General features: G+C 52.8%; 11 protein-coding genes. 3 read left to right on the top strand and 8 right to left on the bottom strand.

All coding sequences use genetic code 11. The features are described from left to right. Nucleotides 1-102 precede the first annotated feature (102 nt). Entirely contained in the window at nucleotides 103-429 is a 327-nt protein-coding gene (locus BQ6873_RS12435) for a hypothetical protein (RefSeq protein WP_076594112.1), read from the bottom strand. Nucleotides 430-635: 206 nt separating this feature from the next. Between BQ6873_RS12435 and BQ6873_RS12430 the strand changes: the two genes are divergently transcribed. Both BQ6873_RS12430 and BQ6873_RS12425 read left to right on the top strand, forming a co-directional pair. Continuing rightward, the gene (locus BQ6873_RS12430) at nucleotides 636-1,541 is read left to right on the top strand and encodes a YihY/virulence factor BrkB family protein (RefSeq protein ID WP_076592926.1); all 906 of its coding nucleotides are present in this window, start codon (nucleotides 636-638) and stop codon (nucleotides 1,539-1,541) included. Nucleotides 1,542-1,638: 97 nt separating this feature from the next. Further along, nucleotides 1,639-2,862, top strand: a complete 1,224-nt coding sequence (locus tag BQ6873_RS12425) for a DUF418 domain-containing protein (protein ID WP_076592925.1) — start codon at nucleotides 1,639-1,641, stop codon at nucleotides 2,860-2,862. A 4-nt stretch (nucleotides 2,863-2,866) separates the two neighbouring features. Here the strand turns inward: BQ6873_RS12425 and BQ6873_RS12420 are convergent, their stop codons facing one another. From BQ6873_RS12420 to BQ6873_RS12400, 5 genes are all read right to left on the bottom strand, one after another. Next, nucleotides 2,867-3,874: an ABC transporter ATP-binding protein gene (locus BQ6873_RS12420; RefSeq protein ID WP_076592924.1), complete on the bottom strand. Its 1,008-nt coding sequence runs from the start codon at nucleotides 3,872-3,874 to the stop codon at nucleotides 2,867-2,869. Further along, a complete protein-coding gene (locus BQ6873_RS12415; protein WP_076594111.1) occupies nucleotides 3,867-4,856 on the bottom strand; it encodes an ABC transporter ATP-binding protein in 990 nt (329 codons plus the stop codon). Before BQ6873_RS12415 ends, BQ6873_RS12420 begins: the two co-directional genes overlap by 8 nt. Nucleotides 4,857-4,858: 2 nt before the next feature. Continuing rightward, entirely contained in the window at nucleotides 4,859-5,764 is a 906-nt protein-coding gene (locus BQ6873_RS12410) for an ABC transporter permease (protein WP_076594110.1), read from the bottom strand. A gap of 2 nt (nucleotides 5,765-5,766) precedes the next feature. Next, the gene (locus BQ6873_RS12405) at nucleotides 5,767-6,744 is read right to left on the bottom strand and encodes an ABC transporter permease (RefSeq protein ID WP_076592923.1); all 978 of its coding nucleotides are present in this window, start codon (nucleotides 6,742-6,744) and stop codon (nucleotides 5,767-5,769) included. A 62-nt stretch (nucleotides 6,745-6,806) separates the two neighbouring features. Then, entirely contained in the window at nucleotides 6,807-8,393 is a 1,587-nt protein-coding gene (locus tag BQ6873_RS12400; protein ID WP_076592922.1) for an ABC transporter substrate-binding protein, read from the bottom strand. A gap of 290 nt (nucleotides 8,394-8,683) precedes the next feature. On the opposite strand from BQ6873_RS12400, the gene BQ6873_RS12395 reads away from it, so the two are divergent. After that, nucleotides 8,684-9,019 (top strand): CzcE family metal-binding protein, encoded by a 336-nt coding sequence (locus BQ6873_RS12395; RefSeq protein WP_076592921.1) that lies wholly within the window; start codon nucleotides 8,684-8,686, stop codon nucleotides 9,017-9,019. Here BQ6873_RS12395 and BQ6873_RS12390 read toward each other — a convergent pair. Both BQ6873_RS12390 and BQ6873_RS12385 read right to left on the bottom strand, forming a co-directional pair. Further along, nucleotides 9,016-10,335: a PepSY-associated TM helix domain-containing protein gene (locus BQ6873_RS12390; RefSeq protein ID WP_407928085.1), complete on the bottom strand. Its 1,320-nt coding sequence runs from the start codon at nucleotides 10,333-10,335 to the stop codon at nucleotides 9,016-9,018. The genes BQ6873_RS12395 and BQ6873_RS12390 overlap by 4 nt on opposite strands. A 306-nt stretch (nucleotides 10,336-10,641) precedes the next feature. Continuing rightward, on the bottom strand, nucleotides 10,642-12,036 hold the full coding sequence (locus tag BQ6873_RS12385) for a hypothetical protein (RefSeq protein ID WP_076592919.1): 1,395 nt from the start codon (nucleotides 12,034-12,036) through the stop codon (nucleotides 10,642-10,644). Between the last annotated feature and the right edge of the window lie 193 nt (nucleotides 12,037-12,229).

Raw genomic sequence — 12,229 nt, 5'->3', positions numbered from 1 at the left:
TTGATCTTTCTCTCGCGCATGACAGTTATGCAACAGGTCTGACCTCATAAAAAGTCGAATGGTTCCATCTTCAAATGTTTTTTTCCGGCATTTTTCCCAGCCTTAAGCCTGCCACACGCCGTATCCCGCTTCACGCAAGGCGATGCCCAGTTCAACTTCCATCTCGCACGCAGCGGGATACGGCATCGGGTTGTACACCGCATACAGCTCCGGCAGCAGGCGCAAGCCGAACTTTTCGACATAGCGATTACTCTGTATGCCAGCCTTGTGTTTATCGAAGCGCAGATCCGGGTCCAGCCCTGTCATGCCCACGTACACACAGGGCTTGCCCGCGATGTAATCCGGATTTGCTTTCTTGAAACGCGCCTCGTAGAGCACATCCGCTGATAATTCAACGACATAAACATGGTGATGGTGACGACGCGACATGGCGATGCTTTTGAGTGAAACAGAAGATGTCTTCAGCATAGCAGGCCACCACATTTTCCTTCGCCTCTCTGTTATTTCGCTGCAAGTCCCATGCCATCGCGATCATTGACGCACTGCGGGCGAACTATCGGTACAATTCGAGAAAAACCGCATCAACGACAATGATGAAAATTGATTGTCGTCCCACGCAGAAAGCGATGCCAATAATGAAAACAAACTATCTGCAAGAAGCCTGGTTCCTCACCAGAGATGCAGTACAAGCCTGGTTACAGGATTTCGCGCCCAGCATGGGTGCTGCGCTGGCCTACTACACCATCTTTTCCCTTGCACCAATGCTGATCATCGTGATCGCCATTGCCGGATTCTTCTTTGGCCAAACCACGGCGCAGGGAGAAATCGTCATGCAATTGCGCGATATGGTGGGCGATACCGGTGCAGCCGCAGTCGAAGGTTTGCTGAAATCTGCCAGCGAACCGGGCAAAGGCATCGTCGCTGCCACGCTCGGCACGCTGACCTTGATGATAGGTGCGACCGCTGTGTTCGGTGAATTGCAAAGCGCACTGAATCGCATCTGGAAAGTCCCGGCCGAAACCAAAGGCGGCGGCATCTGGAAATTCGTACGCACACGCCTGTTGTCCTTCGGCATGGTGATGGGCCTGGGCTTCATGCTGCTGATCTCGCTGATCCTGAGCGCCGCGCTTGCTGCTCTCGGTCAATGGTGGGGCAATGTGCTGGGTGGCTGGACCATCGTCTTGCAGGTATTGAATATCGCGGTATCCTTCGCCGTCATCACTGGTTTGTTCGCGATGATCTATAAATTCATGCCGAGTGCTTATATTCCGTGGCGTGATGTGTGGGTCGGTGCCGTTGTGACTGCATTGCTGTTCACGGTGGGTAAATTCCTGATCGGACTGTATCTGGGCAAGACCAATATGGCTTCCGGCTTCGGCGCGGCCGGTTCACTGGTTGTCTTGCTGGCCTGGATTTATTATTCGGCGCAAATTTTCTTGCTCGGTGCGGAATTTACCTGGGTCTACGCGCAACGACATGGCTCGCAAGTGAAAGTAGCGGAAAACACTAGCGTAGCAACGAACAATCCCGTCTCGGAATAAAATCACTCTTTCAATGCTATAGGCTACGCAGATTCCGTAGCCTATATCTGCCCGCGCGATGCGCAATCATCGCTAAAGCTGTACCCACTTGCCTAACATGACCGATATTTCCAGCTCGTCCCAACCCTCTCGCTTAGCCCGCATCGATGCTTTGCGCGGCATTGCCGTCTTCGGCATCTTGCTCGTCAATGTATGGTCCTTCATCTGGGGCTTCGAGAGTTTGCGTTACGGCGTGCTGCCGGCAAGCGCATCACTTTTCGATGTGCTGTCCGTTGCCTTTGTCTCTTTCTTCGCAGAACAAAAGTTTTATCCGATTTTTGCGTTTCTGTTTGGCGCCAGCTTTGTACTGATTACTCGCTCAGCCAAGCGCCAGCTGGAACGCTGGAGCGATGCAGAGCGACTGTATAGACGCAGACTGCGCTGGTTGCTGGTGTGTGGCATCTTGCACGGCGTGCTGATCTGGTTTGGCGACATTCTGACTGTCTATGCCATCGCCGGCTTCTGGGTGCTGGCGGGTCTGGCCAATGCACGGCTGAGCAAGATACGCAGTCATCTACGCATCTGGGCCTGCGTGTTTTTTGGATTTGTAATCGTCAATTTTGTGTTGAGTATTCAAGTAATCAATCTGAATGATTTGCTTGAGCAGGGGAAAAGCGCCGCTTATGCCGTTGAGTCTTCACGTGCCATTTATACCTACGGTAATTTTTTCAGCATAGCGATACAGCGCATACGCGATTACTTCTCCGTTACAACACAATCGCTCTTCATCCTGCCGCACATCGCCGTCCTGTTTTTACTCGGCGTCATGTCGGTACGCCGTGGCTGGCTGACACAACCATGGCGACACACAACATTCTGGCGTCGTACGCAATGGATAGGTTTTGCCATCGGCATTCCATTCAATCTGGCTTGGGCCACACTGGTGTTATCCGAAGCCATCGATCCCTTTCATCCTTCCATCTATACTTTCCTGATGTATGCATGGCTGCCAGTCGGCGGCTCCTGTCTGGCAGCAGCCTATGTCGCAACCGTCATGCTTGCAGGTCCAGGAATAATGAGTGTGCTGGAAAAATGGCTGGCGCCAGTGGGGAAAATGGCACTGACAAACTATCTGATGCAATCCCTGCTATGCAGCGTATTGATACAAGGCTTCGGTTTTGGCCTGGGTGCAAAATGGCCACCGGCTGGATGGTTGGCGATTGCCTTTGGCATCATGTTCTTGCAACTATGGTTCAGCCGCTGGTGGCTGTCGCAATATACGCAAGGGCCGTTGGAAATGTTATCGCGACGCTATATAAATAAAGGCGCAACAAAGACGTGAAAAATTAATTGGCGTCGTTCAGATGGCAAGCAGAGTAATGCTGCGGTGCGACTTCCTTCAGCAGCGGTTGCTCGACGCTGCAACGCGGCATCGCATGTGGACAACGCGGATGGAAGTGACAACCTGAAGGTGGATGCAGTGGCGACGGGATTTCGCCCTTAACTGCGACGAAGTCTATCTTCTTCACTTCCAGCTTGGGAGCGGAAGCTAGCAAAGCCACAGTGTACGGATGATTCGGTTGTGCGAATAATTCCGCCGTCGGTGACGATTCAACGATGCGCCCCAGATACATGATGACGACGCGATCCGACACATGTCGCACCACGCCCAGATCGTGGCTGATGAATAGATAAGTCAGATTCAGTTCATTGCGCAATTCAATAAACAAATTCAGCACTTGCGCCTGTATCGATACATCGAGCGCCGCGACCGCTTCATCACAGACCAGCAATTCCGGCTTGACCGCCAAAGCACGTGCAATGCCTATGCGCGCACGCTGCCCACCGGAGAATTGATGCGGGAAGCGACGTACCAGCGCCGGATCAAGTCCAACCTTTTGCAATAAACCTGCGACGTAATCTTTTTGTTGCGCGGCTGTAATCATGCCGTGCGCTAGCGGTGCTTCGCCGACGATATCCTGTATGCGCATGCGCGGATTAAGCGAAGCATAAGGATCTTGAAAAATCATTTGCATCGCCAATTGCTTCTGCCGCCTTTGCGCGACATTCAATTGCGCCAGGTCTTCGCCCTTCCAGTAACGCGTACCGGACGACAAAGTATGCAAACCGACTGCCATGCGACCCAGCGTCGATTTGCCACAACCGGATTCGCCGACCAGACCGACCACTTCACCGGACTTGATAGACAGGTTGGCGTGATCGACTGCATGTACGACTTCTTCCGTGCGCTGGGCACCAAACAGTTTCGCCACTTTTGCCGCGACATCGAGTGGCTTGACGAAGCGCTTGCTGACGTCGCGTAGTTCCAGCAAAGGTGGGACTATTTCATCCATGCTCGACCTCGGCTACATACTTCATCGGATGGAAGCAACGGAATGCATGTGTGTCGTGTATCGATAATGGTGGCGTGTGTGCGCACTCTGCCGTCGCACGTTCGCAGCGTGTGCGGAAAGCACAACCCGAAGGCAGATTCAATAAAGATGGCGTCATACCCGGAATCTGGCGCAGCGGCTCGCCGACTTTGTTCCTGGACGGCGATGATGCGATCAAGCCATAAGTGTAAGGATGGCGCGCCTGTTCCAGCACTTGTTGCACGCTACCGCTCTCGACGATTTTTCCTGCATACATCACGCACACCGCATCGGCCAAACCGGCAATCACCGATAAATCATGTGTAATCCAGATCAGAGCAGTGCCGGATTCACGGCAAAGCTTTTGCATCTCGTACAAAATCTGTCCTTGTATTGTGACGTCGAGTGCCGTCGTCGGCTCATCGCAAATAATCAGATCGGGCTTGTTCAACAAAGCCGTCGCAATCGCCACGCGCTGACGCATGCCGCCGGAGAATTGATGCGGATAGGCCAGCAAACGCTCATCCGGCGAAGCAATCCCAACTCGGGCCAAGGCATCACGTGCCATTTCTCGCGCAGCTGCTTTACTCACATCCTGATGCGCCAACACCGCTTCCATCATTTGCGTATCGATGCGCAAGACTGGATTCAGCGTCATCATCGGGTCTTGAAAAATCATCGCGATGCGATTACCGCGCACACGGCGCATGGCTTCCGGCGATAAATCCAACAGGTTCTGATCTTTCAGCAGTATCTTGCCGCCGACGATCTTGCCCGGTGCATCGATCAAACCCATGATCGAATACGCAGTCATCGATTTACCCGAACCCGACTCGCCAACCAAACCCATGATCTGCCCCGGAGCAACCGAGAAAGACACATCCTCAACCGCCTTCACCACGCCATCGCGCGCAGAAAAATGCATCTGCAGGTTTTGTACCGTCAAGGTTGGCGTGGTCGTCATGGTCATTGTGTTTGCAAACGCGGATTCAAGACATCACGCAATTGATCGGCAACCAGATTGATCGCAACCACAGTCAGCAGCAAAGCAATACCGGGGAATACACTGATCCAGTATTTGCCAGACATCATGTAATCAAAGCCGTTCGCAATCAGCAAACCGAGCGAAGGCTCTGTGACCGGCAAGCCTATGCCGAGGAAGGACAAAGTCGCTTCCAGCGAAATCGCGGACGCCACCTGTAGCGCAGCGATCACGATCAGCGGTGGCAAACAGTTAGGCAATAGATGATGGAAGACTATGCGCAGTGGCGACAAACCCAATCCTGTCGCAGCTTCTATATATTCCTTCTTGCGTTCAACCAGCGCTGCACTGCGCGCGGTCCGTGCGTAATACGCCCACTGCACAGCGACCAAGGCGATGATGATCTTGCCTACGCCCGGCCCCATCAATGCCAGCAGTATCAGTGCCACCAAAATCGGGGGAAACGATAACTGGATATCAGCCACACGCATGATCAGGCTTTCTATCCGGCCACCGAAGTAACCGGCAAACAAACCCAGCGTCAAACCTATCACCAACGCAATCGCAGTACTGACTACGCCGACGATGATGGAAATACGCACACCGTACAGAATCGCCGACAGCATATCGCGTCCCTGCTCATCGGTACCGAGTACGTAGGTCAAGCTGTGATCGGCATTCTGCTGCCCCGGTTCCAGTCGCGAATCCATGATGTCTATCTGCGATAAATCGTAAGGATTTTGCGGTGCGATGACGGGAGCGAAGATCGCTGCCAATACGATAACTAGCAGCAAGATGAAGCCCAGCATCGCGACCTTGCTGGCAAAGAAGTTGCGGGTAAAACGCTGGAACGGCGTTTCTATCGGTGCGGAAGTGAGCGTGCTGTCCATCATCAAGCTTTCGCATCCGACAAACGTACGCGTGGATCCAGCAGCGAGTACACAACATCGACCACCAGATTGATAAAGATGAACAAGGTAACGATCAGCATCAGATAAGCGACGATCACTGGTCGATCAAGAACGCGTATCGAATCAATGATCAACTTGCCCATGCCCGGCCATGCAAACACCGACTCGGTGACGATGGCAAAAGCAATGATGGAGCCGAACTGCAAGGCGATCACGGTAACGATAGGAATCAGAATATTTTTCAATACATGCACGCCGATAATGCGGCTATTGCGCAAACCCTTGGCACGCGCAAACTTCACGTAATCCTGTAGCAGCGCTTCCTGCGCACCGGCACGCGTCAGCCGTATCACCAATGCAATATTGAATAGCGCAAGATTGAAGGCTGGCAGCAACAAATGCTTCAATCCATCCAGCGTCAGGAAGCTGACTGGCACACCAAACAGCAAAGTCGTCTCGCCACGTCCGCTGGCTGGCAACCAGCCGAGCTGCACCGCAAACACCATGATCAACATCAAGCCAACCCAGAACGTCGGCAGCGAAAATCCAAGTATGGAAATCGCCATGATGCTTTTACCTGTCCAGCTATGCGGACGCAAACCCGCCCACAAACCAAGTGGAATACCGAGCACGATGGCAATCACGATCGCACAGACCGCCAGTTCTAGCGTCGCCGGCAAACGCTCAAGTATCAAGGCCAGCGCTGGCGTACCGAAGGCGAATGAGCGGCCGAGGTCGCCACTTAATGCGTGTTGAATGAAGATGAAATATTGTTGCCACAAGGGCTTGTCGAGTCCGAACGCAGCGATGGTACGCGCGCGTTCAAACTGATCGGCGTCGGGACTGAGCAAAATATCGATAGGATTACCGATGGCATAGACGCCGACAAATACCAATAAAGACATCACGCCCAGCACGATGATGCTTTGTCCGAGACGACGCAGAATGAAGTCAAACATGATGCACTCCGCTCACCAATTGGCGAGCGCAGGCTGCCAGCTTATGCCATTGCACGCGGGATTTATTCTGGGTGAAACTGATGTGCGAAGGTGAATTCATCGATACGCGCAGTGTACTTCAAGCCTTTGCGCATTGCCCAGGTCGCATATTGATGATGCAAAGGCACGACTGCGTAATCCTTCAACGCAACTGCCGCTGCATCTTTCGCAAAACCTTCACGCTTGGCTTGATCAACTGAACCCAGCGACGATGCAATTAATTTATCCAATGCCGGATTACTATATTTTCCCCAGTTCCAGCTGCCCCAACCCGTGTCAGGATTGGGTGTGCCGACCAAGGTGCGCAAACCAAAGTCGCCAGCCAAGGTGCCCCAACCAAGCAACGCGACGCTGAACTCACCAGTGCGCGCCTTGCTGAAGTAAACCGACAGCGGCAAGGTTTCTACTTTGGTTTGTATGCCTATGCGATTCAAGAATTGCGCTACCGTCTGCACCACTTGCGCATCATTGATGTATCTATCATTCGGACCATGCAAGGTCAGCGCAAAACCATTTGGATAACCGGCTTCCGCCAGCAATTTCTTCGCACCTTCAGGATCGTAGGCCTCGACCTTCAAGCCGGCGTTGTAACCAAAGATGCCCGGCGAGACGATGTTCGATGCTGGCACCGCCAAACCTTCCATCGTGCGATCAGCCAAGGCCTGGCGATTGATCGCTTTTGAAATCGCCTGACGCACACGTACATCACGCAGTGGATTGCTAGGCAATGGTTTGCCGGCTTTGTCCGTTACGTAGCGTGTGCCTTTTTCGGATTGATCAATTTCCCAGAATATCGTGCGCCATGACACGCGCTGTTCAAGTCGGAATTTTGGATTGGCTTTGAGCTTGGCTAGATCGGCGGTCGGTACGCTTTCGATGGCATCAACGTCACCTGACAATAATGCCGCCATACGCGGCGCCGAGTTGGTGATGATACGGAAGGTGACTTTGTCCCAATCCGATTTACCGCCCCAATAATTGGCATTACGCGTGACTTCGATGCGATCACCACGTTTGAAACTGAGGAATTTATAAGGACCGGTACCGATCAAGGCTTTGCCGCTATTGAAATCGTCGGTGCTGGCTTTTTCTGCGGCCTTCTTCGATACGATAAAAATTGTGCTCACGTCCAAGGCCAATGGGCCATACGGTGCGGCAGTCGTCAGACGTACTGTGTACGGATCGACAATTTTCTTTCCAACGATTTGTTTTGTGTACGCGGTGAAAGGACCAGGGCTGTTGACCAATTTTGCAGGTCTATCCAGCGAAAACACCACATCTTCAGCGGTGAAATCAGAACCGTCGTGAAACTTCACACCATGTCGTAACTTGAATTCCCAGGTCGTCGCATCCACTGCGCGCCATGACGTTGCCAAACCCGGCACCAATTTACCGTTCGCATCCACATTGACCAGCGCATCGAATATCTGCGAAGAGAATGCGACGTTGGGTGCGATATTCAGATAATGCGGATCCAGCGAAGAAACGTCTGCCGCCAAGCCGATTTTCAAATCAGCAGCCAGTGCAGCATGCGTGATCAAATTCGTCGAGAACGCGAGCGCGCCAACCAAGGCTAGTGCAGATAGATTTTTTCGTTTGAAGCCGAGCATATTTTCCCCTTAGGTAGCCGCGAGTGAATCGATGTCTCACGCAAGGATGCGCGACCAACGCTACAGGGCGATGTTAGTCACGTCGGCGGCGAATGTAAATAATCCATTTGGGCTTTGGATATATCAAAAAGATATATTGAGAGTAAGACTGGAAGGCAATTGTTGAGGTGGCGCAAGCAATATGCTGTGCAGCCGTAACACCATCCTCACATGGAGAAATAGCGGAACCTGTATGATGCTTCGGCGCTCTAAAGCATTACCACTATTGCCGCATCGATACGGAGATTGCCATGCTGAACAGATTGCTCACCCTCGCCTTTACAGCATGCCTGATGCTGAGTGCACCGGCGTTCTCCGAAACAACTCGTCTGGATTTGCTCGGTTATCCGGCAACAGCAGATGCCGCTATACGCACTATCGTCATCACACCTGACACCAAATGGGTCAATGTAGAAGGCGGCGAAACCATCAACTTCATCGTTGGCGATAAATCCTTCGCGTGGTGTTTCTACGTCGGATTTACCGTGACATCCTTCGATCTGCAACTGGTCGCGCCTCCCGGCTTGCTGCAACGACGCATCGTGGCCTATGTTTCGCCAGATCCTAGATTTATAGGACGCGACTAAGCCGTCACCGATGGCCGCGACGTATTTTGTTCCGCAGAACTGATGAGTCGCTGTAATTGAAGTGCAGAACGCGCACGTCCCTTGCGCTTCTTCCACCAAATCACCACGCCGGTAACGCTCAACATCGACACCAACAAACCCATGATGGAAATCAGGATGCGACCCGGTATGCCGAGTATGCGACCCGAGTGCAGCGGGAATTGCATCTGCAAGAAAATATCGGCAGCTGTACCCTTCCACGGCAGACGATTGCCCAGATAGCTGCCATCCTTGCCATCAAAATACAAAGCTGCCGGCCCGACGCCACCGCCGCCGTGATCATCACCAGGATGGAAAAAACTGGCGCCGTAAATCCCGAATGAATTGGAATAAAACACGCTGCCTGCCGGTTCTTCCCAACCGCGTCGTGCCGCTTCATCCTTGGCTTTTTGTATCACTTCAGGGAAAGAGATAGTCGCCAGTATCGGATGCTGCGGATCGACCGGCGTACGCGTATCAAACGGTCCCGGCGTTACCTTGGACACCAGCGACATCGCTGGATAAAACACTTCGCGATACAGATTCAGCGAAAACGCAGTGAACGCCAGAATGAACAACAGCCCCCAGGTCCATAGACTGAAAGCGCGATGCAAATCGAAATTGAGTTTGTACGAACCACCACTCCAACGCACGCGCCACGATGGCTGCCAGCGTTGCCACCAGCTTTTTTCATTTGCTTGCCGTGTCTTGGCCTTGCCACCTTGCGCAGTTGCAGACAATTTCTTTTCCCTGCGCGCCGGCAAAGTCAAATAGAAACCGAAGAAGCAATCGATGACCCACACGACTGCAATGATGCCCATGAACCAGACACCCCAACGATCTATGCCCCACATTTCAGGAATATGCAGGCTGTAATGCAGCTTGTAGAGGAAAGGCATCAGATTCTCGCGAGCGAGCGAGACGGCGCCCCATTCACGTTTGCCGATAATCTCCGCAGTAACCGGATTGACGAAGACCTGGTTGTAACCGAGATCAAATAAACGCCCCGTCGCTGGATTAACACGTGCATCGACACCGAACAGCGCCGCATGCCCTTCCTCAAATTGCAGAGGCATAAACGATATCTGTACGCGCGGATCAGCTTGTTCGATGGCTGCCGCCAGTTCTATTGACGATTTGTACGGGCCGCGACTATCGACCTCGAACAAACGCGCATTCAACCATTCATCCAGTTCGTGGTCCCACGAGATCACGGCACCGGTCAAACCGGATATCAATAGAAACAGCGCGATGGTCAAGCCGCACCAGCGATGCAATAAAACAAAAGATCCGCGCAACATAATGATCAATACTCTTCTTTAAAGAATGCCGCATTACCAGCGATAACTAACTGTCGCGACACAGGTTGATTGACGCTCTAGCCCTTGATTGAAAAATTGTTCAAGCGAGGCTAGGGCAATTTCATCTCGCAATTATAATGCGAATCATTATCATTACATACTTCAAGAAGTATGAATGAAGGCGTACCGTGGTCTGAACTGGGAATACTGATATGAACTCGCACAGATCCGAACGGTATAAATAGTGCGGATCTATGTGGCTATCTTGTAAGAACTTGGTGTAATCGCAAAGAAGGCATCGCCTTAATGCGTCGCCATCAATGCGTTAGCACTTATCGGAATCTGCGCATCATGCGACGCAGCGGGAAGAAGCGTAGTAACAGGCAATTCAACAGCGATGGCGGCGATCTTTTCCGGGATCACATCGAGCTGGCGCACTTCAATAGCTTGCGTCGCGATCAGCGCAGCATTTGTATCCTCTGCCCTGCCATTCATCGCCTGCTTCGCCATCTCGCCCAATCCGTTTTCCTCGGCAAATTTCATCATTGCGGCCGCGCGTTCTTCATCAAACACGAAGGCATTCGCCGCCAGCGCATGCGAAGCGAGCTTGAAGTGCATGCTGAATCCGGCCAGCGGATCTGCACCCAGCTTCGCCATGCGATCGTATGCCCATTTATCCGCCATATAGAAACCCGTACCCGCCACCCAGGAAATGCCGGATAAGGAGCTGCGGAACAGGACGGAAGTTTTCATCGTATCCAGCGCCACATCCTGTGCCTGCGCTTTCAATGCTTCCTGCGCCACTGCTATCGCGCGATTGCGCACACTCTCCATCGCTTGCTCGGCTGCGTATCTGGCAACCGCCTCGCCGGCGGCTTGCGCTGCCTGCTTGCCGGCTTCAATCGCGGCCGCATTGGCCGCTGCCGCTTGCGCTGCATTGGCAACCGCACCTACACCGCTGACGATGCTGGCAACTGTCAGCGCGGTTTTTACGAAGCGCATACCGTAATGATAGGTTTTCATTCTGGCGCCGACTTCTTCCGACATGCCCTGCGTCCACAAGACCATCCACAACGCTTCGTCCGGCGTCAGTTCCTGATTGAAAACAGACAGTGGATGCTTGGCTTGCCGCCAGTGATATTCCTGCACCTCGGGCTTGTAGGGGTCGGCAATTTCGAAATGGCCGCGACAAACCTTGACCGGCGTGATCCTGATCTTCTTGCCGCCGGAAGTAATGACATCAAACGGATCACCGTCATCGCGCGCTTCTATCAAGCGCTCGCGCATTTTTTCCGTATTGTCGCGGTGATAGCCATCGACCTTATCCAGCTTGTCGCCAACCTCCAGACCAACGCTATTGCCCGCCACAGAAATGACCGTCAAGCGTTCATCCACGCCCACGCCGCGCACCCAGGCGATTCTGTCCATCTTCGGCAAATCGTATGAGTCGGCAACGGCAAAGGGCAGCTCCCATTGCTTGTCGCAGTCTTTGTCCTTCAACTCTGCGGTTTTGATAATGGCGGGACGCACGGCTTGATGTGCTTTGCCGTATAGACGGATGGACGAGAGCAATTTCTCATCCACTTCGCTACCGTCATCGACGGTGAATTTGGGGCCCGCACATCCGGTCAGGATGGTGACGAATACAACAGACGCTAAAACAGATACACGCTTCACCAGCGTCGTTGAGATCTTCATGGGAAATCTTTGAATGTGTTACGCGACTACAGACCGTGGTCCGTACCAAACCTGCAAATGCACGGGTGATGATGCTGATATTGCTTAGCACCATAGTTGCCGTACAGAACTATTCTAGTGGGGCATCAGGTCTTGCGAACGCGAGACATGCGGCTGGAGGCACTTATTTTTTGCGGGAGTTGCAAACGCGACA

It is taken from the genome of Herminiimonas arsenitoxidans, from assembly GCF_900130075.1.
Classification (GTDB): domain Bacteria; phylum Pseudomonadota; class Gammaproteobacteria; order Burkholderiales; family Burkholderiaceae_D; genus Oxalicibacterium; species Oxalicibacterium arsenitoxidans.
The sequence above is the reverse complement of the archived record's forward strand: the minus strand, read 5'-3'. Positions and strand labels throughout refer to the sequence as shown.